Source organism: Massilia violaceinigra (assembly GCF_002752675.1).
Taxonomy (GTDB): Bacteria; Pseudomonadota; Gammaproteobacteria; order Burkholderiales; family Burkholderiaceae_D; genus Telluria_A; species Telluria_A violaceinigra.
On sequence record NZ_CP024608.1, the window covers coordinates 6,280,603 to 6,302,231 of the forward strand.

The 21,629-nt window shown below is 62.5% G+C and carries 18 protein-coding genes and 1 pseudogene; 5 read left to right on the forward strand and 14 right to left on the reverse strand.

Annotation, left to right across the window (positions count from 1 at the left end):
* Positions 1 to 5 precede the first annotated feature (5 nt).
* Both CR152_RS26940 and CR152_RS26945 read right to left on the reverse strand, forming a co-directional pair.
* Entirely contained in the window at positions 6 to 1,265 is a 1,260-nt protein-coding gene (locus CR152_RS26940; protein WP_099880157.1) for a hybrid sensor histidine kinase/response regulator, read from the reverse strand.
* Positions 1,266 to 1,404: 139 nt separating this feature from the next.
* Complete coding sequence (locus tag CR152_RS26945; protein WP_099880159.1) at positions 1,405 to 2,526, reverse strand: serine hydrolase domain-containing protein; 1,122 nt, start codon at positions 2,524 to 2,526, stop codon at positions 1,405 to 1,407.
* Between the two features lie 217 nt (positions 2,527 to 2,743).
* Between CR152_RS26945 and CR152_RS26950 the strand changes: the two genes are divergently transcribed.
* Positions 2,744 to 3,397 (forward strand): CatA-like O-acetyltransferase, encoded by a 654-nt coding sequence (locus CR152_RS26950; RefSeq protein WP_099880161.1) that lies wholly within the window; start codon positions 2,744 to 2,746, stop codon positions 3,395 to 3,397.
* Positions 3,398 to 3,514: 117 nt separating this feature from the next.
* Here CR152_RS26950 and CR152_RS26955 read toward each other — a convergent pair whose 3' ends face one another.
* Positions 3,515 to 4,252, reverse strand: a complete 738-nt coding sequence (locus tag CR152_RS26955) for a hypothetical protein (RefSeq protein ID WP_157778762.1) — start codon at positions 4,250 to 4,252, stop codon at positions 3,515 to 3,517.
* A 222-nt stretch (positions 4,253 to 4,474) separates the two neighbouring features.
* Here CR152_RS26955 and CR152_RS34425 point away from each other — a divergent pair, with 222 nt between their 5' ends.
* A complete protein-coding gene (locus CR152_RS34425; RefSeq protein WP_229413638.1) occupies positions 4,475 to 4,978 on the forward strand; it encodes a hypothetical protein in 504 nt (167 codons plus the stop codon).
* Positions 4,924 to 5,262: a YfaP family protein gene (locus tag CR152_RS34430; RefSeq protein WP_229413640.1), complete on the forward strand. Its 339-nt coding sequence runs from the start codon at positions 4,924 to 4,926 to the stop codon at positions 5,260 to 5,262. Before CR152_RS34425 ends, CR152_RS34430 begins: the two co-directional genes overlap by 55 nt.
* Here the strand turns inward: CR152_RS34430 and CR152_RS26965 are convergent.
* Positions 5,252 to 5,833: a DJ-1/PfpI family protein gene (locus tag CR152_RS26965; protein ID WP_099880164.1), complete on the reverse strand. Its 582-nt coding sequence runs from the start codon at positions 5,831 to 5,833 to the stop codon at positions 5,252 to 5,254. The genes CR152_RS34430 and CR152_RS26965 overlap by 11 nt on opposite strands.
* A gap of 138 nt (positions 5,834 to 5,971) precedes the next feature.
* Here CR152_RS26965 and CR152_RS26970 point away from each other — a divergent pair.
* Positions 5,972 to 7,152, forward strand: a protein-coding gene (locus tag CR152_RS26970; protein WP_208640109.1) for an IS3 family transposase whose coding sequence is annotated in 2 segments (ribosomal slippage) — positions 5,972 to 6,221 and positions 6,221 to 7,152 — 1,182 coding nt in all. Because the reading frame shifts where the segments join, the coding sequence is not laid out codon by codon here.
* Positions 7,153 to 7,306: 154 nt separating this feature from the next.
* Entirely contained in the window at positions 7,307 to 8,782 is a 1,476-nt protein-coding gene (locus tag CR152_RS26975; protein ID WP_099880166.1) for a M20 family metallopeptidase, read from the forward strand.
* A 229-nt stretch (positions 8,783 to 9,011) separates the two neighbouring features.
* On the opposite strand, the gene CR152_RS26980 is transcribed toward CR152_RS26975, so the two are convergent.
* From CR152_RS26980 to CR152_RS34435, 10 genes and pseudogenes are all read right to left on the reverse strand, one after another.
* Positions 9,012 to 9,572, reverse strand: coding sequence for an SRPBCC family protein (locus CR152_RS26980; protein ID WP_099880168.1), 561 nt, complete (start codon positions 9,570 to 9,572; stop codon positions 9,012 to 9,014).
* A gap of 213 nt (positions 9,573 to 9,785) precedes the next feature.
* Positions 9,786 to 12,386 (reverse strand): cyanophycin synthetase, encoded by a 2,601-nt coding sequence (gene cphA, locus CR152_RS26985; RefSeq protein WP_229413641.1) that lies wholly within the window; start codon positions 12,384 to 12,386, stop codon positions 9,786 to 9,788.
* Positions 12,383 to 13,258 (reverse strand): cyanophycinase, encoded by an 876-nt coding sequence (locus CR152_RS26990; protein WP_229413643.1) that lies wholly within the window; start codon positions 13,256 to 13,258, stop codon positions 12,383 to 12,385. The genes cphA and CR152_RS26990 overlap by 4 nt, the downstream gene beginning before the upstream one ends.
* Entirely contained in the window at positions 13,251 to 14,162 is a 912-nt protein-coding gene (locus tag CR152_RS26995; protein WP_099880169.1) for an isoaspartyl peptidase/L-asparaginase, read from the reverse strand. Before CR152_RS26995 ends, CR152_RS26990 begins: the two co-directional genes overlap by 8 nt.
* Positions 14,163 to 14,318: 156 nt before the next feature.
* Positions 14,319 to 14,918, reverse strand: a pseudogene (petA, locus tag CR152_RS27000) (ubiquinol-cytochrome c reductase iron-sulfur subunit).
* 55 nt (positions 14,919 to 14,973) lie between these two features.
* On the reverse strand, positions 14,974 to 15,882 hold the full coding sequence (locus CR152_RS27005; RefSeq protein WP_099880171.1) for a YfdX family protein: 909 nt from the start codon (positions 15,880 to 15,882) through the stop codon (positions 14,974 to 14,976).
* Positions 15,883 to 16,298: 416 nt separating this feature from the next.
* A protein-coding gene (locus CR152_RS27010; RefSeq protein ID WP_370663850.1) for an IS3 family transposase occupies positions 16,299 to 17,704 on the reverse strand; the annotation gives its coding sequence in 2 pieces (ribosomal slippage) (positions 16,299 to 17,330 and positions 17,333 to 17,704; 1,404 coding nt in all).
* A gap of 205 nt (positions 17,705 to 17,909) precedes the next feature.
* On the reverse strand, positions 17,910 to 19,097 hold the full coding sequence (locus tag CR152_RS27015) for an ADP-ribosylglycohydrolase family protein (protein ID WP_208640209.1): 1,188 nt from the start codon (positions 19,095 to 19,097) through the stop codon (positions 17,910 to 17,912).
* Between the two features lies 1 nt (position 19,098).
* Positions 19,099 to 21,048 carry an ADP-ribosyltransferase gene (locus CR152_RS27020; protein ID WP_099880172.1) on the reverse strand — a complete coding sequence of 650 codons (1,950 nt, stop codon included), beginning with the start codon at positions 21,046 to 21,048 and terminating at the stop codon, positions 19,099 to 19,101.
* The gene (locus tag CR152_RS34435) at positions 21,045 to 21,617 is read right to left on the reverse strand and encodes a DUF2169 domain-containing protein (protein ID WP_229413645.1); all 573 of its coding nucleotides are present in this window, start codon (positions 21,615 to 21,617) and stop codon (positions 21,045 to 21,047) included. The genes CR152_RS27020 and CR152_RS34435 overlap by 4 nt, the downstream gene beginning before the upstream one ends.
* Positions 21,618 to 21,629 lie beyond the last annotated feature (12 nt).

The window sequence follows — 21,629 nt, forward strand, 5'->3', positions numbered from 1 at the left end:
CGCGCCTACCTGGCGTTGCCGGCGGCCGCGATGAAGCGCGTGACCGCCTCCGAGGCGACCAGCGCCAGCAAGGCGTCGATGTCGAGCGGCTTGACCACGTACTGGCCGAAGCCGGCCGCGATGGCGCGCGTGCGGTTGTCCGGCCGGGCATAGCCGGAAATGGCGATCGCAAACGGGATGTGCGCCCCCGCCGTGCGGCGCAGCTGCGTGATCAGCTCGTAACCGTCCAGGCCGGGCAGGTTGATGTCGCAGATCAGCACATCGAAGACCTGGGTGCGCGCCAGCGACAGCCCGGCGATGCCGTCGTACGCGGCGGTGACGCTGTGGCCTTCGGCCAGCAGCAGCTGGCCCAGGGTATCGTTGGCGTCGAGATTGTCTTCGACCAGCAGGATGCGGCGGCTGGGCGGTGCCGCACGGCCGGCCGCCGCGGCCGTCCCGTCGGCGCCGCTCCACAGCGGCAGCGACACGGTAAACACGCTGCCCCGTCCCGGCCCGTCGCTGGCGCCCACGATCTTGCCTCCATGCAACTCCACGATATTGCGGGCCACGTTCAGGCCCACGCCCAGCCCGCCTTCGGCGCGGGCCGGCGCGCGCGCTCCCTGGGTGAACAGATCGAACATGGCGGCCAGTACTTCCGGCGCCATGCCGGCGCCGTTGTCGGCCACGGTCACCACGGCCCTGCCCTCATGGGCGCGCGCGGCCATGCGGATGATGCCGCCGTCGGCGGTGTACCTGGACGCGTTGACCAGCAGATTGGCGAACGCCTGCGCCAGCCGCGCCGGATCGGCGTGGACCGTGAGTTCTTCCGGCATGTCCAGCTGCAGCTGCTGGTGCCGTTCCAGGATGCGCACCTGCACCGTCTGCAGCGCGCGCCGCAGCAGCGCCACCAGCGGCGCCGGGCTGCGCGCGAGCGTCATGGTGCCGTCATTGAGGCTGGCGGCATCGAGCAGTTCGTCGAGCAGGTGGCTCAGGTGCTGTACCTGGCGGTGGATCACCGCGTGCACATTGAGCAGCCCGGCCGACGGCTCGGGCAGCTTGGCCAGCATGGTGTTGGCCAGGCTGACGGGGGCGAGCGGATTGCGCAGTTCGCGCACCAGCAGGGCCAGGAAGGTGTGCTGGCGCGCCGCGGCGCGCGCGGCCTCATCGCGCATGGTGGCGATCTCGGCGTCGCGCTGGCCCAGCAGAAGGCGCAAGTCGGCCACCTCGGCGGCAAGGGAGTGTGCCGCGGGTAGGGGCGATTCTGTGGTGCTGTGCTGCTTCGCCATGGCGTCCTTTTTTGCAAGCCGACATTGACGGCGGCAAGTCCGAGCAGTATGGCGGCAAAACGCCAAGCGCGTCGGCTTAATTGCACTATGCGGTGCGAACGCGGCGGGAATGACACCGCGCTCGCAGCCGGCGCCGACCTTAGGGATTTTTCCTGGCGGGACTGAGCGTTGGAAACAACTTGCCGAAGATGCCGTTCAAGACCTTGTCCGCACCCATGTCCTCGGCGGCGTTGGCGACCACCAGCGCGCCGCTGCCCCGCTCCGGGAACAGCACGGCGATGGCCAGCCAGTTGCCGTCCGAGCCCTGGTGGACCAGCGCCGGGCCCTGGCGGCCGGCGATCGACGCTTGCACGCCCCAGTCCAGGCCGGCGGGGCTGTCCGGCTGCGCGGTTTGCATCAGCTGGTAGGATGCGGGCGCAAGCAGCTTGCCCTGCCCCCTGGCGCCGGCCAGCTGGTCGAGATTGAAGCGTGCCCAGTCGGCCAGGCTCATATGCAGGAAACCGGCCGGCGCGAACATGGCCGGTGCGCCGTCATCGAACTTGGCCATGTCGAGCATCGGCTTGCCGTGCCGGTGGCCGCGGTTCTGGCCATTGCCGGTGTTGCCGAAGCCGGCGTGCCGCATCGCCAGCGGATCAAACACTTCCTTGCGCATCAGCGCTTCGTAGGTCTCGCCGGTGACTTTTTCAGCGATCGCGGCGGCAATCAGAAAGCCGGTATTGCTGTAAGCGAAGGCGGTGCCCGGGGCGGCTTCCGGTTTGTCCCTGAGCGCTTCGGCGATGTAGGCAAGGCGTTGTTGCCCGCTCGGGCGGGTGTCGGTGAAGAAATGTTCCACCCCTTTGAGATTGAGCAGGTCGCGCGGCAATCCGGCGCGATGGGACAGCAATTGCAGCAGCGTGACCTGGCGGTAGTCGGGCAGCATGTCCGCGGCCAGATCGGGCAGCATCTTCTCGAGCGGCGCATCCCACGCCAGCACGGCGCGCTCGGCCAGCCGCGCGATCATGGCCACCGTCATGACCTTGCCGGTGGAGCCGATCAGCCAGACATCGTCGGTGCCGGCGCGGCGCTGCCGGTCGTTGCGCTGCCGGCCGTGCACCGTTTGCGCGCTGATGGCGCAGTCGCGCAGGATGACGGCGCCGACCGCCGGCACCTTGCTGCCGGCCATGGCCGACTTGACGATGGCGTCGAGCTTGTCGGGCGCGGCCGCGCAAGCCGCGCTGGCGAGGGTCAATGCGGCGATAACGGCAATTTGTCGAAACAGCATAGGAGGCTCCACATTCTGGTGCGCCGCCGCGATGGGCCGCGCAGGGTGTTGATATCTGCCTGCCATGCAGGAGGAGTACGCAGATTACATTGCCACGAAGGAAATGGGCGGTGGCGGGCGACAGGCTGCTGTTTCAGAGGAACAGAGCGTCACGACGGCGCCGTGGAAATGGCCCCTTGGCCTGCCGGCCGGCGCCGCCATCGGTTAAACTGCGGGCATGAAAAATTTTGAACTCCGGCGCGACCGCTATGAGGTTTTCCGCCAATTCGACAATCCCCTGCTCAATATCAGCCTGACGCTGGAACTGCCGGATTTCCGTCCGTTTTGCAAACAGCGCGGCCTGCCGCCGTTTCACTTCTTCCTGTATTGCGTGCTGTCCGCGATCGAGACGGTCGATAACTTCATGTACCGCGTGCATGAAGATCAGGTCATCAAGATCGACGATTTCATCGGCTCGTTCACGGTGATCAATGAGGACAACAATCTCAATTTCGCGCGCTTTACCCGAAGCACCGACCTGCGCGAATTCATCGCGCGCAGCGTACGCGCCGGCCAGGAAGCGAAGGCCAGCCGCGCCTTGATCAATACCAACGCCGACCTGACCCCGCGCCAGGCCAGGGACAATATTTATATCACCTGCATGCCATGGTTCGAGATGCGCGCGATCGAGCATCCGATTTTCTGCCATCGCAGCACCGATATTCCCTCGCTCGCCTGGGGCAAGTTCAGCGCGCCGGCGGGAGACACGATGACGATGCCGTTTTCGGTGCAGGCGCATCACGGCTTTGTCGACGGCTATCACGTGCATGTGCTGGCGCAGGCCATCGCGAGCCGGGTTGCGGCGGTGATGGCCGCCGACGCAGGGGCGTGAGCACTTGGGACAATAAGGCGCCTGGACATCAGAGTTGAAGATGCCACCGAACGGGAATTCGCCACCCGCGCAGCAGGAGGCCATCGCCAGCCGATGGCCTCTTGAACCGCCAGGCTGTTACAGCTTGGTGTTGCCGCGATACCAGTCAAATCCGACCAGCCGCAGATCGGCCGTCTGCACCGCGCCCAGCGCGCCCGAACCGCTGCGGCTTTCGTCGATACTCTGGATGTTATCGATCGCCACAGTGTTATCGCGGTTATACACCGTGCTATGCAGGAGCACCGTGCCCGTATTCCAGTCGACACTGGTCAGGGTTCCCTGCTCGATCCTGTAGTTGCTCGAACCATACGGCACATAGATCATCAGGTATTTGCCTTTCTGGATCTGCAGCAGCTGGCGCCGGATTTGCTCTTTCCAGCCATCGAAAGGCGGTTCGGCATTCAGGTTGGCGCTTTCAGTTTTACTCCATTCCTCGGCCGCCGATAGCATGCCGGCATATTTGGAGCGGTCGATCGTGCGCAGCACTTCATCGGCAATGCGCACCTGCTCCGTGTAGGGCAGGTAGGGGGGAATATTGAACTCGTTGCGCCACTGCTCGGTGCGCACAATGTAATCGGCGTGCGTGCTGAACGTCGGCAGCGCTTCGCCCAGGCGGGTACGTTCCTGTTCGATCCAGTCCTCGGCTTCCTCGGCGATCTGCTCGTATTGATCGGTACCGGTATCGAACAGGGCGCGGTCCGCGATCTCCACCTTCAAATCGTAGGGAAAGTCTTCCGGAATATTGAACTCCGCGCACCACCTGGCCGACTGCGCCACGAAATCAGAAACCGACAGATCGAATGGATTGATATTCATGTACATGCTCTCCTGTTAGTGTAGTCAGTGTCATTTACCTGCTTCTACCCTTGTTTGACGCCGAGCTGTCATATCAGCTTCTTCCGTACTTGAAAAACTGCCGTAGATCGATTTACATTAAAAACAAGCTTACTCTTGAATTAACAATAAAACAAAGGCAATTTAACAAGCGGCCGGGCCAGCGCTTACAATCGCGCAAACCTCCTGGAGTCCCCTGAGGAATTGACCTGCAAGCTGTGCCGCCCGGCCCTGGCCTTGGCACTGGCCCTGCCGTCCGCGATGGCCACGGAAATAGCGTCGCCGGCCGGCGGATGGAACCGCTCGGGACTGGTAGACAAGAGCGATCAGGCAACGGTGGCCTACCCCAACTCACCCATCGACCGCGGCGCCCAGAGCAAACGCGGCATGATCAAGGGGCGCATCGCGGCCGCCGCCGGCAAGCGCGAGGCGCACCAGCGGGTGGTCAACGGCAATCCCCTGCGCCTGATGACGGATGAGCAGGGCCATTACGCGCGCCCTTACCTGTTCGGCGCCGGGTCGAACAGCGTGGAAGTCAAATCGCCCCAGGGCAAATCGTTCAGGCGCGTGCAGTTCTACGACATCAGCTCGGGCCGGCCCCTGCCGGCGTGCGCATTATCTGCGCCTGGGACGATACCGAAGCCGAGATCGACATGCACATCGTCACGCCCGACGGCCAGCACGCTTACTTCGGCCACCCGGTATTGACCAACGGCGGCGGCCTGGACGTCGACAGCGTGGATGGCCCCGGCCCCGAGATGTACACCATGACCGCGCCCTTGCGCGGGAACTACGACGTATATATCAATTACTGGGGCAAGCTGGGCGCGAACGGCTACCACTTCGACGAAAGCAAGCGCCAGATGCAGATGATCACCGCGCGCGTGACGCTGGTGTATAACGAAAACACCCCGCGCGAGAAACGCGAAGAGTTCGTGCTGCCCATGCGCAGCATCGGCGAACTGACGCTGGTCAAGTCGTTCAGAGCCTGATCTCGGTCCCGAGCAGCCTGAGAAATTGCGCCAGCCACTGCGGGTGCGCCGGCCATGCTGGCGCCGTGACGAAATTACCGTCCGTGACCGCCTGGTCGACCTCGATCTGCGCATACTCGCCGCCGGCCATGCGCACTTCCGGCGAACATGCGGGATAGGCGGAAATGCGCTTGCCGCGAATCACATCCGCGGCCGCCAGCAACTGCGCCCCATGGCAGACCGCCGCGATCGGCTTGTTCGCCTGCGCGAACTGCCTGACCAGTTCGATCACCCGCTCATTGAGGCGCAGGTATTCCGGGGCGCGTCCGCCGGCGATCATCAAGGCATCATAGTTGCCGGCGTCGGCCTCATCGAAGCTGGCGTTGAGCGCGAACAGATGGCCGGGTTTTTCCGTGTAGGTCTGGTCGCCCTCGAAATCGTGGATCGCGGTCTTGATCTTCTCGCCCGCTTTCTTGCCCGGACAAACCGCGTGCACGGTATGGCCGACCATCTGCAGCGCCTGGAACGGCACCATGGTCTCGTAATCTTCCGCAAAATCGCCCGTCAGAAACAAAATCTTCTTTCCAGCCATGCTTGTTCTCCTTGGTCAGTGGTGAAGTGATGTCTTGCCTGCTGTTTGCTTAATATCCAGATAATACGCCGGAATGCTGTGGTCTAATTTGCCCGGACACCTCAATAGGTGGAAAATCCACCATCTGAGGAGTAATACATGGCAACAAGAAAACGGAAGACATTCGATCCCAGCCTGAAGCTGGAAGTGGTTCGAATGATCAAAGAGCAGGGACAGAGCATTCAGAACGTCAGCGAGAGCATGAGCATCGGCCAGACCGCGATTCGCCGCTGGCTGACCCAGTACGGTGCTGAGCAGAGCGGCCAGCCGGGCATCGGCAAGCCACTCACTGCCGAGCAGCAGAGGATCCGGCAATTGGAGGCGGAAAATCTGCAGCTGAGACAGGATGTGACTATCTTAAAAAAGGCCTCGGCCTTCTTTGCCCGCGAAATGAAATGATGCATCAGCTCATTGTTCAACTGCAAAAGGAGGCCATTCCGGTTCAGAGCAGCTGCCGCATCCTCGACGTCAGCCGGTCCGGTTTTTACGCGTCGCAGCGCCGCTCCATCAAGCCAGTCGTCTGCAAGGAAACCGTGCACCTGAAGGCTTTGTTCATGGCAAGCCATCAGAGCTACGGCAGCCGTCGGTTGGTCACGGCCATGGCTGGCGAAGGCTTCCAAATCGGGCGTTACAAGGTGCGCAGTTTGATGCGTAAGGCGGCCTTGAAGCCCGTCTGGAAGCGAAAATTCGTTCACACGACAGACAGCAAGCACGACCTGCCTATTGCCGCCAATGTGCTCAATCGGCAGTTCAATCCAACGGCCCCAAATCTGGCATACGTCAGCGATATCACGTACATTCGCACCGCCGCAGGATGGTTGTACCTGGCCACAGTCCTGGACTTGTACGCGCGCAAGGTGGTCGGCTGGGCCATGGCACCGAGCATGCCTGCTAAGCTGGTCTGCGACGCATTGAACATGGCCATTCAACAGCGGCAACCGGCACCGGGACTCGTCGTCCATTCGGACCGAGGCAGCCAGTACGCGAGCGAGCTTTACCAGGATCTGCTGGCAGAACACGGCTTCGTTTGCAGCATGAGTCGTAAGGGAAATTGTTGGGACAACGCCGTTGCAGAGCGCTTCTTCTTGAACCTCAAGATGGAGCGTGTCTGGCAGCGCCAATATGCCAATCATGCCGAGGCCAAGGCCGACATCACCGACTACATCGTCGGCTTTTACAACTGCAAACGCATCAATTCAGCATTGGGCAATCTGTCGCCCGCCGTCTACGAACGGAAAATGGCAGTACGCGAACCTATCGTTGTGTCCGAAATAACTTGACCACAGCAGAATTCGATACGGCGCGGATGCTCAAGTGGCCCCATACTCCGGTATCGCCGCCGACATCGGCACAGCGGCGAGCTACGTGGCCGGCACCCTCCCATCGAATGAAGTGCTACAGTAAAATACGATATTCTGTTCAAGAGAGAATCCCATGACCCACCCAACTTCGTCGCCCACCAGCGGCACGCTCTCCCAAAGCGAACTCGCGGCCTTTGCCGACCGCGTCTGGGATGAAGAAATCGTTCCGGCTCTGGTCTCGTACATCGCCGTGCCGGCCAAAAGCCCCGCCTTCGATGCCCAGTGGGAAGCCAACGGCTATCTCGATCGGGTCGTGCGCGATGCCGAAGAGTGGATCAGGAGCAAAAAGATTCCAGGGCTGAAACTCGAAGTGCTGCGTGCGCCGAATCGCTCGCCCGTCATTTTCTTCGAGCTGCCGGCCACCAAGGCCGCTTCCAACGACACCATCCTGATCTACGGCCACCTCGACAAGCAGCCCGAATTCGACGGCTGGCGCGGCGACCTGGGTCCATGGACGCCCAAGTACGAAGACGGCAAGCTGTACGGACGCGGCGGTGCCGATGACGGCTACGCCGTATATGCCTCGCTCACGGCGATCATGGCGCTGGACCGTCAGAACATTCCTCGCCCGCGCTGCGTGGGCCTGATCGAAACCTGCGAGGAAAGCGGCTCGTACGACTTGCCGCCCTACCTCGAGATGCTGGGCGACCGCCTGGGCCAGGTGTCGCTGGTGGTCTGCCTCGATTCGGGCGCGGGCAACTACGACCAGTTGTGGCTGACCACGTCGCTGCGCGGCATGGTTTCGGGCACGCTCAAGGTGGAAGTGCTGACCGAGGGTATCCACTCGGGCGCCCATTCGGGTGTGGTGCCGTCGAGTTTCCGCGTCCTGCGCCATCTGCTGGACCGGCTCGAAGATGCGAAGACCGGGCGCCTGCTGCCGGAAAGCTTTCATTGCGAAATTCCGCACGTGCGCATCGAGGAAGCCAAAGCGACCGCCGCCATCTTGAAGGAAGAAGTGTACAAGCGCATGCCGTGGGCCTGCGGCGCCGATGGCGGCTCGGTGCTGCCGGTGACGACCGATCCGCTGGAAGCGATCTTGAACCGCACCTGGCGGCCGACCTTGTCGGTGGTGGGCGCGGAAGGCTTTCCGGAGTTCGCCAATGCCGGCAATGTGCTGCGCCCCTACTCCGCCTTCAAGCTGTCGCTGCGCATTCCGCCCCTGCTCGACGGCAATGCCGCCGCGCTGCAATTGAAAGCCTTGCTGGAGGATAACGCGCCCTACAATGCGCGCGTGTCGTTCGTGCCGGATGGCACGCCGGGATCGTACGGCGCCAGCGGCTGGAATACGCCGGAACTGAGCCCGTGGCTGTCCACCGCCGTGAACGCGGCCAGCGAAAGCCATTTCGGCACGCCGGTCGGCTATCTGGGCGAAGGCGGCACCATTCCACTGATGGGCTTGCTGCAGAAGAGCTTCCCGAAAGCCCAGATGATGGTGTGCGGCGTGTTGGGACCGAAGAGCAATGCGCACGGGCCGAACGAGTTCCTGCATGTGCCGTATGGAAAACGACTGACGGCGGCGGTGGCGCAGGTCATTGCGGCACATCCCTGAATCGTCGCGACGCGCCGGACAATGCGCCGGCGCGTCGTTCTTCCGAAGGCATATCACGGACAATATCGAGTGCGTGACCACGCGCGATCCGGATTGCGAGGTGCATGCCTCCTTCTCGACCGAGTAGACATCAAACCCGCCGGCAGCGAGCCGGCGGAGTCAAAGGCCAGCCCCCGCGGCCAGCGCATGGTGCATGACGCTGGCCGCGGCGATGCGGCTGCCGGGGCGATTAATGCATCGGCCCTGCCCCGCTCTCTTTCGATATCGTGCCGCGCCACGCGCCGGTTTCGCTGCCGCGCTTCTCCAGCATGTCCTTGAAGCGCTGCAGGTTGGAACGCGCCTGCATGCGAACGGCCCCGACCATGTCGCCCATGGTTTCCACCGCATCTTGCGGTTCGTAGTACATCTCGAGCGTGACGTTGGTGCGCCCGCCCGACAGCTCCTTGAACGTCACCGCGCCACCGTTCGGCGTGCCGGAGGTGCTGCGCCAGGCGATTTTTTTGTCCGGAATCTGCTCGGTGATTTCGGCATCCCACTCGATGACCTTGCCGAACACGTCCGCCTTCCAGTGCAGGCGCTTGTCGTCGAGCTGGCGCACTTCATGCACACTTTCCATAAACTGAGGAAATTGCTCGAACTGCGTGAACTGGTCGTAGACAGTGCGCACCGGAAGATCGACATCGATACTGACACGCGATTCACTGCCCTTGCCGCCAGACTTTTGCATTTGCTTGGCCAGCAACGTTCCACCGACCGCAACAGCCACCAACCCGAGAATACGGCTCAACATGGTTTTCCTCCTGATTGTCGATTGAGATAGTCAGCGCAGCCGGAGCAGCGTGTCACCAGGCGTCCTCTTGCGGACGACGCTCGCTGCTGCCAACTTGCGACGACCTTCCATGTTAATCCTGTCACCGGCGCGCATGAATAGGCGTTATCGCAGAACTGGTGTAGGAATACGCCTGCCTCCACTGTTTCATTTTATGCAGCAAGGCACGCCGGCCTAGGCGATGTCGGCGGTAATTTTTTCCGCAAGCAAGGGCATGTCCGGGCGAATCGCTTCGATCAGTTCGCTCAATGACGAACCGCAACCGAAAATGAGCATGTCGCCCGGGCTGCACATGCGCAAGGCAAAGCGGATCGCTTCGTGCGCGTCGAGCTTGCAATGGAGGCGGCCAGGCTCGGGCGACGCGCTCTGTGCGCCCTCCGAAATCAGGCGCGCCGTCTCGCCTTCCGGCCTGCCGCGGCTTTCGGACTCGTACACGACCACCGTATCGAAGCCTGCCGCGCAAACCTGGCCGATCTCGCGCAGGTCCTGGTCGCGCCGGTCGCCCGGCGCCGACACCACGCCCACGATCTGTCCGGCCGCCATGCCGCGCGCCATTTCGGACAAGGCGCCGTAAGCGGCGCAGTTGTGCGCGAAGTCGACTACGACCTGCACGCCGCCGATGTCGAACACGTTCGAGCGCAAGGGATTGTTTTTGCCATCGGATACGAAACTCGACAGGCCGGCGACGATGGTACTGTTGTCGAAGCCGGCAGCGGCGAGCGCGGCGGCGGCGGCGAGCGCATTGGCCACGTTGTAGCGCGCCACGCCGTTCATCGACACCGGCATGGCGCGTTCATCGAGCAGGCGCTGCTCTTCGCCCCCGTTGGCCAGCACCACGCTGCGCTGATGCAGGTACACGGCGCGGCCGCCATCGGCCAGATGCTTGCGCAGCACCGGATGGCTGTCGTCGAGCGAAAAGTACAGGATTTCGACGCTTGGAGCGATGCGGCTGGCCATGTCCACGCACAAAGGATCATGCGCGTTGAGCACCACGGCGCGCGAGGCGACGCGCGCCACCACCTCCTTGACCATGGCCAGCTCGTCCAGCGTGTCCACGCCGTCCAGGCCCAGATGGTCGGCCGAGACATTGAGCACCACGCTGATGTCGCAGCGGTCGAACGCCAGCCCGCGCTTGAGGATGCCGCCGCGCGCCGTTTCCAGCACCGCCAGGTCGACATCGGGCGCGCTCAGGAGCGACAGCGCCGAATGGTAGCCCGTGCAGTCCCCTTCCATGGTCAGCTCGCCGTTGATGTACACGCCTTCGGTCGTGGTCATGCCGGTGGTGAGGCCGGTCTTGCGCGCCGCGTGTTCGATCAGGCGCGTGGTGGTGGTCTTGCCGTTGGTGCCGGTGACGGCGATCAGGGGAATGCGGCCGTCGCTGCCGGCGAACATCGATTCGACGATGGCGTCGCCGGCGTCGCGCGGCGTGCCGGCCGATGGATACTGGTGCATGCGGATGCCGGGCGCGGCGTTGACTTCGATGATGCCGCCGCCCTGCGCGGCCAGCGGCTTGGCGATGTCTTCGCACACGATGTCGATGCCGGCCACGTCCAGGCCAATCGTCCTGGCGGCGCGGATGCAGATCTGGACCGTGGAGCGCGGCAGCAGGTCGGTCACGTCTTCGGCCGTTCCGCCGGTCGACAGATTGGCGTTGCCGCGAAGCTCGACCACGGTGCCGGCGGGGACCACCGAGTCGGCGTCCATGCCCTGCTTGTGCAGGACTTCAAGCGCGATGTCGTCGAGCGGAATCGTGGTCAGGATATTGGTGTGGCCCTCGCCGCGCGCCGGGCTGCTGTTTTCGACAGCGACCAGTTGGCGGATGGTCGACTCGCCGTCGCCCGTGACGTGCGGAGGGCGGCGCCATGAGGCCGCGGCGACCTTGTTGCCGGTCACGAGCACGCGGTAGTCGCGTCCCTTGAGGAAGCGCTCCACGATCACCGTGCGCGCATGTTCACGTGCATGGGCGAATGCCGTGCGTATCTCCTCTTCATTGCAGCAGCGCGTGGTAACGCCCTTGCCCTGATTGGCGTCGAGCGGCTTGACGGTGACCGGGCCCTCGATCCGGCTGGCCACGCGCACGGCGTCGTCGGCGCTGCGCACAGTGTCGCCTTCCGGCACCGGCAGGCCGGCCTGCTCCAGCAAGGTCTTGGTCAGCTGCTTGTCGCTGGCGATATCGACGGCAATGTAGTTGGTGCGGCCCGTGACCGTGGCCTGCAAGCGCTTCTGGCGGCTGCCCCAGCCAAGCTGGAACAGGTTGGCGGTATCAAGCAGGCGGATCAGCGGGATGCCGCGCCGCCTCGCCGCGGCCAGCACGGCGCCGGTACTGGTGCCGATCGCGCAGTCGGCCACGGTGTCCTTCAGTCCGGCCAGGCCGGCCTCGACATCCACGGCCGTCCGATTGAGCAGCGCATCGACCACGCGCAGGGCCAGGTCGAACGCCTGGCTGGCGACGCGCTCGAACTGGTAGCTGCAAACCACGCGGCACTGGCCCGGCTCCTTGCGCACGTTGCGCTTCTCCACGCTGCCGACCTCGCTGCCGGCCAGGCTTTGCAACTCAAGGGTAAGGTGCTCAAGCAGGTCGCCCAGATCGCCGTCCGCCGAATCGCGATAGTCGCGCAGCGATGGCAGCGGCGCCGTCAAGCGCTCATGCAGGCCGGCCATGGCGGCAGGGACGATATTCGCCAGCGGCCCCAGGTCGACCAGGGTGAGCATGCAGGGCGTGTCGGCAAACAGGTTGGGGCCGCGCAGGAAACGTTGTCGCAAAATGGTCATCATGATGGTTCTCGTTGTTCTGGTTGTATAAGGGCGTCGAAGAAATCTTGAAAAGGTGGGGGTACGCGGGTGCCTTCATCGGCTGCCGCATCGAAACGGGTGCCGGCGGGCAGCAGGTGCAGGCGCACGTCGATCAGCCTGGGCACGTCGCCGGTGTCCAGTTCGTCGATATTGCTGATCATGTTCAGGCCGTCGATCAAGGTCACCGCGCCATCGCCGATCACTTCCATGCCGATGCCGGGGCTGATCAGCAGCGCGGTGTCTTCATCGATGCCGACGCCGTACAGATCGGGACGCTCGGCAATGATCGACAGCAGGCGCGGCAGGCGCTTGCGCTGGGCAAAATGCTGGTCGATCACGATGCGCTCGACGAAACCTAGGCCCTCGCCGAGGCGGATCGCCCCTTTTTCGGGTGCGAGCTCGGCCTTGCCTTCGGCCAGCATGAAGCGCGACATGGCCGAGGCCCCGGCGCTGGTGCCGGCGATGCAGGCGCCCCGCGCGAAGGCTGTGGCGATTTCAGTGTGGATAGGCGTGCCGCCGATCATTTCCAACAGGCGTTTCTGGTCGCCGCCGGTCATGAAGATGCCCTTCGCTTCGCGGATGCGCGACAGCAGTTTTTCACTGGCGGCTTCCTTGGGAGAATCGAGATGCACGTGCGTCATGTGCGTCACGCCCAGTTCGGCGAAGGCGGCCCGGTACATCTCGAAGACCTGATCGCCGATCTCGCTGGCCGCCGTCATCACGGCCACTGGCCGCTCGACGCCGCCGCACAGCTCGACGAAGCGCGTGAGCACGCGCATGTCGTGCTGGCGGTCCTCGCTGCCGCCGACGATCAGGAGGTGGCCATGATGCGGCATGTTGGTGGCGTCATCCATGGCGCACCACCGCTTGCGGCATGGGCGCATTGCTGAACGCGCCGGCATCGGTGCGGCTGACCGCAATCAGTCCGACGCTGACATCGTCCGGAAACAGGCCGACCCCGCGCCGCAGCGCTTCGTCCAGCGTGGTACCGGAGGCGATCCAGTGGTAGACCGTGCTGGCCAGCATGTGACGCATGATGTGCTCACCGATGCCGGTGGCCGCCACCGCGCCATGCGGACCGGCGTAGAAGCCGCTGCCGATGATCGGGGTGTCGCCCACCCGCCCGAGCAGCGACGGCGCCGAGCCGCCGGTGGAGCCGGCCACGGCGAAGTGGCCATCCTGGTCGCGCACCACGGCGCCCACCGTGTCGCAACCGCTCCTGGCGGCGAATGCCGGCGAACAGGCATAGTTCCAGAAGCGCGCAAAATCGTTGTTGTCGACGCCGGGCATGGCTTGTCCATCGCCGGCGAGCTGGTCGACCATTTTTTTGTGGGCACGCCGCGCCGTGTCGCTGACCTCGCGATACGGCGCGTGACCCATGGCCCGTGCGAAGCGCTCGGCGCCCTCCCCGCTCAGCAGGCAATGCGGCGTGCGCGCCACGTCGCGCGCGACCAGCACGGGGTTCTTGACCGCGCGCAAGCCGGCCACGGCGCCGAGGCGGCCGCGTGTGTCCATCACGCAGGCGTCCATTTCGATGGTCGTGCCGTCAAGGCCAAGTGCGGCGCCCGTTCCGGCGTTGAAGCGGCTGTCGTTTTCCAGCGAGAGGACGGCGGCGATGGCGGCATCGAGCGCGTCGCCGTCCTGATCAAGCTGTTCGCGCGCAGCCTGGGCTGCCTGTACGCAGCCGTCGTCGAGTTCGCGTCCGGCACCCGCGCCACCGTGGACCACGATGGCACTGCCAGTGTTGATTGCGTTCATGGCTTCCTTTGTCATTTCATCATGTTCAGTTGTTTAACATTATGCAAATGACAAACTGCCGAGCGAAGTGGACGATGACGCGTGCGCATGTAAGAGCATTCCTACAGGCCATCTGGATCGCATGAGCGCGGGCGCTTTGGCGCGGATGAAAGCGGCCTAGGCAGGATGCTCGCGATCTGCGCCGATGCGCACGCGGGTATCGCTCAGGTACTCGTGAGGGGGGATTTCCAGATTGGTGGGCGCGGGAACGTTCTTGAACACGCGGCCCGCAAGGTCGAATCGGGAGCCGTGGCAGGGACAATAAAACCCGCCGTTCCAGCCGCTGCCCAGGTCCGCCGGCGCGACCTCGGGGCGGTACACGGGCACGCAACCGAGGTGGGTACAGATGCCGGTCGCAACCAGGAATGCGGGGCGGATCGAGCGGGTCGGGTTGGCCGCGTACGGCGGTTGCTATGGCCGCTCGGAGCGGGGATCGGCCACGCGCTCATCGTTGCCACGCAGCAGAGTGAGCATGGGCTTGGCCCGGTGCAGTATCCACACCGGCCGGCCGCGCCACTCGGTGGTGAACAAGGCGCCCGGGGCGATCTGCTTAATATCGACCTCGACCGGCGCGCCAGCGGCCTTGGCCGCTTCGCTCGGCGCCAGGCTTTCCATGAAGGGAACCGCGGCGGCAGCCAGCACGGCGCCGCCGCTCACGCCTGTCGCCCTGAGCAGCCATTTTCGACGGTACAGGTTCGCTATCGTCTGCTCGCGCATGGGCCTGGCTGTCGTACCTGCAACGCTTGAGCGTGGATGCGGCGAATCGGCCCACTCACATCCATGCAGCGAGTTGCTGCCTGATCTTCTCGAACCAGCCCATGCCGGACTTGCCGCCAGCGGTTTTCTTCTCAAGTTCGTCGATCTGCTGATACATGGGCTTGTAGTCCTTTTTATCGCCGTAACCAAGCAGCTCGGCAATTTTCAACTGGTCGCGCGCGGCCGCGATGCTCTGGGCGAGCTTGTCGTTTTCTTCCTTGCTGCGGTTGGCTTTTTCGGCAAGCGCCTGGGCGGTCTTGATCTGTTCTTCCGCGCGCAGCTTGGGCAGCGGCACCACCTCGGTGGTGATCACCAAGGTGTTGAGCATGGTGCGCAGCGCCGTTTTTGCTTCCTCGATCTTGCCGGCATCGATCAGTGGCGTGATGGCCTTGATCGCGGCCGGATAGGTTTCGAGGGGGATGTTCAGCGTACGGAACTCGACCTCGCTCGCGAGGCCCTGCATCAGTTGCCGCGCCTTTTGCACCTCGCCATCGCGCAACCGGTCACGCACCTCCTTCACGGCCGCCTTGACGGTGTCGTTCCTGGCCAGCAGATCGTGCGTGAGCACATCGGTGCGGATGGGCGCAAGGGCCAATTTGGGACTGCGCGCCAGGAGCAGCTCCAGCGTGCCGGTGGCGGACGCCAGTGCGGCGAGCGCATCCCGGTTGCGTTTCTCGTCCAGCGCCTTCAGGGCTTTTTCAGTTTGCGCAATCGCGGACTGGGCTTCCGCCATCAGCTCGCGCTGCTTTTGCAGGGCCGCGTCGGCGGTGCGTTTGTCGACCTGCGGCTGCACGGATTGGCTTGCCTGGGTCTGCGGTTCGGCCTTCGGCGGCGGTGCTTGGTTAGCGGCATGGATATACAAAGGAATTAACAGCCCGGCGACCAGCGTTGAGCCGCGCCGGGCAGGTCGATTCTGCGGGTCCATTTTCTCCTCCTTTCTGGAAAAGTGGGCGGATCGGTCGTTTCCGATCCTGGCTAGGTTTAGACCGCAGCGGCGCCCATCGGTTCCAGTCGCAGCATCGGAAAGGCGACGGCGCAGGATACTTTCCTGACAAATGATTGCGTAGAACGGCGCGGCGTTCGAACGGCAACCGAAGGCATGTGGCGAACCACCCGGGCAAATTCCCCGAGCGAGGTCGCTGCCCCGCGAGCGTGGACATTACGATGCCATTGAAATTAGCTAAAGATAACGACTGGCGTCTCGGGCTCAAAGCCCATACGGGATCGATGCGGCATCGGCCTGACGTACACCGACGTCGTCATTGAAGGTAACGTGAGCACGGAGCGTGTCAATGATTTTGAAACACCATATTGAACTTGTGAGAGTCTAAATCTCGGGTTTCAGGCGGCCTTTTTCTCAGTGGCCGGTGGGTTGATCCAGGCTGCAGTTGGCAGTCTTTGCGTCTGCGGCATGCGGTGCTTGAAACGATTCGGCGTGCGCTGGAAGGCGTCCGCCAGAGTGGCTTGGCGTTGTTTGCCCACTTCGGCCGCGCGGCCCGTGTGGACGCTCTCAGGCGTCATCATGGCGATGCCGGAATGGCGATGCTGGTGGTTGTACCACGTAAAGAACGTGGCGCAGTGAACGCGCGCATCGGCCAGCGATCCGAAGCGTGCAGGAAACCCCGGCTGGTACTTCATGGTCTTGAACTGCGCCTCCGAGTACGGATTGTCGTCGGAGACGTAGGGCCTGCTGTGGGACTTGACGATGCCCAGGTCTGACAGCAGCGTCGCTACCGGCTTGGAACGCATGCTGCTGCCCCGGTCGGCATGCAAGGTCAGCGTGCCTGGCATGATGTCTTCCTTCGCGGCGGTGTCGGCAATGAGTTGCTCTGCCAGTTCGGCGGTTTCCTGCTCGGCCACCATCCAGCCGACGACGTAGCGGCTGAAGATGTCGAGGATGACATACAGATGGAAACACGTTCCTCTGACCGGGCCCTTCAGTTTGGTGATATCCCAGCTCCAGACTTGATTGGGCACCACGGCCAGCAGCTCCGGTTTGGCGTATTCAGGATGACGCAACTGGTTGCGGCGCTCGCGCACGGCAGCACATCCTTGCAGCAAGCGGTACATGGTGCGCACCGAAGCCACGTAGCGTCCTTCGTCGAGCAACTGGGCGTGGATCGCTGCCGGCGCGCAATTGGCGAAACGAGGGCTGTTGAGCACGTCGAGCACGACGCGGCGCTCCAGCTCCGATAGCGCCAGCGGTGGCCGCCGCGCGGGTGCTGCGACGCAAGCAAGCGGCAGCGTGCAGACGCGGCGCGCGGCGCGGTCCCGATACAGGGCGCTGCGTGGCAAACGCAAGGCCCGACAGGCAGCGGCGACGCCGACGCGATCAGCCAGGTTGTTGGCGGCGTCGATCACTTCGGCTCGCTCAGTCTGTCGCTGGTACTCAGTCCCAGCAGAGTGGAAAGTTTTTTTTGGACGTCGATGATCAGGTCCGCCTTGACCAGTTTGGCACGCAGGCGCTCGACCTCTTTTTCCAGTTCCAGCACGCGCCGCGTTTGCGCGGCGGCGGGATCTGCTTTCGGCCCGCGCTTGCGCTCCAGTGCTGCCGCTTCTCCGACGGCTTGACGCTGCTTGCGCCATGTCGCCAAATGCGACGAGTAGATGCCCTCACGCCTGAGCAATGCGCCGATGTCACCTGGTGCCGCGCAGGCATCGGCGGCGGCCAGAATGCGCAATTTCTCGGCTGCGGAAAAGGCACGCCGCTTGGCCGTCGGGACTACCTCCGGATCGGGGCGCTGCACTTCGGAGGACGCTACGTCTTTCCTGTCATGGGAAGTTGCTGGGGTGCTGATTTTTTGCTTTCTGTTGTGCATGTTGGGAACCTACCGCTGTACTTTAAATTAATCGGGTAGGTGTCTCAAGTTATATTGACACAGGGGGGCAGCGGCGTGCACGCGCACGAATCGGCACAGTTAAAGCCGGCGATGACCCGGGCATGCGTGCGCACTATGGATGAGATGCCAGCTTGAGATCTTGCGCGAAGTGATAAAACCCTTGCGTGGCATACATTTTTAAGAGCCATTCAATCGGCAAGGCCGTCTCGCCGAAATAGGCTCCGGCCAGTTGCCCGAACACCGCGCCCACTGTATCGGAATCGTCGGCCAGGTTGACCGCGGCGAGAACCCCGTCACCGAAGGTGTCATGGTGGTGGAATGCCCAAAGCGCAGCTTCCAATGTGTGCACAACATATCCGCTGGATGAAATCTCGTTTCTTGACTTGATTTTATATGAACCTAAGGCTACCGCCTCGATGCTGGCTGTTAATGGATGGGCCTCCCAATAACCTTTAACGGGTGAATACAGACCAGTCAGCAAGCGTTCTTTGCTAACACCGTGCAAAGCACCATGAATCAAGGCGCCGAGATAGCGGCAGGCATCAATGGTCTCGGTGGCTTTATGCGTCGTCTGACTGCTCAATCCTGAGTAGTGGACTGCTTTTTCGAAGGAATCGAAATAGAATACCGGCACCGGCGCCAGCCGCATCAGGGAGCCGTTGCCAGCTGACTGGGCGGCGTCGCTGCCCGCATAGGCTTCTCCTGTTTGCAAAAAACGCTCGAGCGCTGCCCTGGTCGCATTTCCAATATCGAAGCAATTACCGGTCGGGCTGTAAGCGCCGTAGCGATACCAATAACTATAGCATTGCATCTGGTGCGCCGGATCGAATCCACGGCACGTAATCAGACTATATGCCAGGCAGCATGCCATGCTCGTATCATCTGTCCAATATCCAGGTGCCAGCTTGAATGGACCGCCGCCTTCTATTCCGCTGACAGTTTTCACATCCCGCTGGGAAAACTCGAGCGGCACACCGAGCGTGTCCCCTAAGGCTAAACCTAACAGCGCGCCACGGCAACGATCGGCCTGATCGCTTGAGTCTGCGCCATCAGCCGCAAGGTAGTCGAGAAATTGTGTGCGAGTTAAATTCTCTTCTCCATGGACATCGCGATAACTTAAGTAATGTGCCAGCCATGGCGCCTTTACTTTAGCGCCTTCGCAAAATTTATCCTGTAACGGGGAAAACCCCATGTCCGACGGGTATTTTTGCTGACGGGCCAGGAGGGCTTCTACTTCGCTTACCAATCTGGCCGATCTTTCCTCCTCTTCCGGCGATTTTAATGTAGTGTTTTTGGTCATTTTAGTATCTCTTCAAGAATGATTGTTGTGTTAGTCCGGGGACGGCATCGATTACCTTGGTTATCGCAAATTTTGTGCCTGGTTTAAACAGCACCTCGGCCTCACTCGCATATTGTGAGAGGGAGTTTACCAAGATGCCTGATTTCCCCTGTAAATAAATGGTTGTATTTCCAGGAAATACCCCAGAGAGTTCCTTCGACGTCGACAAAAAGGCCGGATCCGAAAACTCTCCAGTGCTTTTGAACAATCGATCGATATCCGCTCCGCTGAGCGTCAAATCCCGCCTGACCGTCCCTGCGAATTCATATCCGTTGTGAGCCATCTTGTCCATTCCTTTAGATGCCTCTTCCACGAGCGCTTCCCATTCCCCCGCCACGCCGCTGCGCAGCGCAGGGTTAATCTCGCTGTACAGATGAGAAGTATAGGCACGTATCGATAGATATTCATCATCAGTGAGCAACGCATCAAGCTTTGGATCTGCGCGCTTGGCGTTGAGAGCCTTGTCAACTTCCGCCTTGCCCCATTTACGTTCAAGAAGTTCTCTGAGCATCGCTGAGCGGGATGCTGTCGCTGCCACATGCACGCCACCATCCACAGGTCCGGCAGCAGAGCCGCCCGCTTTTCCCGCACCCGCCGCTTTGGCGGCATTCGCGGCCTTGGCGGCATCAGCGGCCTTGGCGGCATGAGCGGCCTTGGCGGCATGAGCGGCCTTGGCAGCATCGGCCGCCTTGGCGGCTTCAGCTGCCTTCGTTGCTTCGGCAGCCTTGAGCGCTTTGCTGCCCTTGATCCATCCCAGCGCCAGGGTACCGATCTCCGCCACCGCCCGCGTGCCGGCCTCCACATACTGCCCCTTGCCCCAGGGGTCCGTCACCGGCTTGACCATCGCCTCGCCTAAATTCAGCGCCCCCTCCCCCAGTATCCCCGGCGTGACATTGCCCAGTTTAATATTCTCAACCAGAATTTGCGCATCGAGCTGCGTGAGCAGTTTGCCGGCGTCAGTGTGGGTTAGCCGGATCAGCTTGGGGACCGCCTTGACGCCTTCATAGGCGAGCTCGCCGACGCTCATGACGAAATCCTTGCCAAAACCCAATATGCCCCGCGTTGCTTGCGCTGCGTAGTCGCCGACCGTGCCGGGCGTACCGCCGATTTTACCAATGAGGCCGTCCAATCCCGTATTGGCATCTTGGAAATTGACGTACTCGTCCAGTGCATTAAGATCGAGCTGCCCCGACGCAACCTGCGCTCGCGCCGCCTTGAGCTTTTCCAGTTTCTCGCTGGTGCGCTGACCCGGCTGCGCACCTGGATTCGATGCCACACTGCCGCTGCCCGGCGCCATACTCTTTTGCTCGGTGATGAGCTTGCCCATCGCGCCGCCTTTGCCCGATGCGTCGCAATTGATCGTGCAGCGGCTGTCGTGACGCGCGACCGGGATGTTGTTGACCTTGACATTGTCGTGCCCGTCCAGAATCTTGACGTGGCCACTGCCGAGCGAGGTGCCAGCTTCGATGTGTTTGCCCGCGTCGGATTGCACGGTCTTGAACACGTCGCCTAGGCGGTAGACCGGCGTGCTCCGGGCTTTGACATTGGGCGAGGCGTGCAGCTTGTCGTCGAGCGTGGCGAAACTGTCGAAGGCGACGATGGATTTGCCGACCTTGCATAAATCAGGCTCGGTGCAGACTGCTTTCCAGCCTTGCGCATGCGCTACATGACGGGTATGGCCTTGCGCTGCGCTCTTGTCCGGCGTCTTGTTACTTTTTTGTTTTAGCCTTTCCTGGTCGGCGATAAGTTTTTCCAAGTCGGCCTGGTTTTTTTCCAACTCCTTGATGCGCTTTTTGTTTTCGGCCAGTGCTCGGCCTTGAGCAATCTTATCCTCGACGCTGGTTTCTAATGCGGAATTCCCCTTGGGATCCTTGCCGTTGGGTTTCGATAGTTTAAGAACATCTCCGCTCATGCGTCTACCTCCGCTTTCGCAAAATGGCCAGTGAGCGTGCGGATTGTCGCAGCCAGCGAGATTTCCAAGGCGGCATCATCGCGCCGGAAGTGCGCGCGCCAAACCAGCGATGCCTGGCGACGGTCCAAGTCAAAGCGCACCGTGTCCAGTACCGGAAGGCTGACGCTATGTTCGCCACTGGCATAGCGAACCGCAGCCAAAATCTGCCAGCCCGGCAGGCGCATCTCCGCTCTCTCGGGCAACAGTCCCAGCAAGGTCACGCTCTCATCGCCGCGCAGATGCGGCGTCGCAACCAAGTCGGGGTGCGCGCTCTGGTAGTAGCGCGTATCGAAATCGGCCGGCAGCAGCGGATAGCGGGTGCGTCGCCAGAGGTCGTCGTAACGCCCTTGGTAGGCGGCTCTGGGCATCCACCAGCGGGCAAGCGGGCCGAATCCCTGTGCTGCGATGTGCTGTTGGGGATGCTTGATGGGCGCAGTTGCCGATTCGATCTGTGGTGCCTGCAATGTCTGTTGGGCGGCAATCCAGGCGTTGACATGACGCCTGGCCGGCTGGGAGAGATGTTTGAGCAAGGTTGTGTCCGG

What these genes read in the sequence shown, in the direction of transcription:
- CR152_RS27020 (WP_099880172.1), bottom strand. Translation starts at nt 21,048, where the DNA reads ATGAGCGGAGATGTTCTTAAACTATCGAAACCCAACGGCAAGGATCCC.
- CR152_RS26940 (WP_099880157.1), bottom strand. Translation starts at nt 1,265, where the DNA reads ATGGCGAAGCAGCACAGCACCACAGAATCGCCCCTACCCGCGGCACAC.
- CR152_RS26945 (WP_099880159.1), bottom strand. Translation starts at nt 2,526, where the DNA reads ATGCTGTTTCGACAAATTGCCGTTATCGCCGCATTGACCCTCGCCAGC.
- CR152_RS26950 (WP_099880161.1), top strand. Translation starts at nt 2,744, where the DNA reads ATGAAAAATTTTGAACTCCGGCGCGACCGCTATGAGGTTTTCCGCCAA.
- CR152_RS26975 (WP_099880166.1), top strand. Translation starts at nt 7,307, where the DNA reads ATGACCCACCCAACTTCGTCGCCCACCAGCGGCACGCTCTCCCAAAGC.
- CR152_RS26980 (WP_099880168.1), bottom strand. Translation starts at nt 9,572, where the DNA reads ATGTTGAGCCGTATTCTCGGGTTGGTGGCTGTTGCGGTCGGTGGAACG.
- CR152_RS26965 (WP_099880164.1), bottom strand. Translation starts at nt 5,833, where the DNA reads ATGGCTGGAAAGAAGATTTTGTTTCTGACGGGCGATTTTGCGGAAGAT.
- CR152_RS34430 (WP_229413640.1), top strand. Translation starts at nt 4,924, where the DNA reads ATGCACATCGTCACGCCCGACGGCCAGCACGCTTACTTCGGCCACCCG.
- CR152_RS26995 (WP_099880169.1), bottom strand. Translation starts at nt 14,162, where the DNA reads ATGAACGCAATCAACACTGGCAGTGCCATCGTGGTCCACGGTGGCGCG.
- CR152_RS26990 (WP_229413643.1), bottom strand. Translation starts at nt 13,258, where the DNA reads ATGGATGACGCCACCAACATGCCGCATCATGGCCACCTCCTGATCGTC.
- CR152_RS27015 (WP_208640209.1), bottom strand. Translation starts at nt 19,097, where the DNA reads ATGACCAAAAACACTACATTAAAATCGCCGGAAGAGGAGGAAAGATCG.
- CR152_RS27005 (WP_099880171.1), bottom strand. Translation starts at nt 15,882, where the DNA reads ATGGACCCGCAGAATCGACCTGCCCGGCGCGGCTCAACGCTGGTCGCC.
- CR152_RS26955 (WP_157778762.1), bottom strand. Translation starts at nt 4,252, where the DNA reads ATGAATATCAATCCATTCGATCTGTCGGTTTCTGATTTCGTGGCGCAG.
- cphA (WP_229413641.1), bottom strand. Translation starts at nt 12,386, where the DNA reads ATGATGACCATTTTGCGACAACGTTTCCTGCGCGGCCCCAACCTGTTT.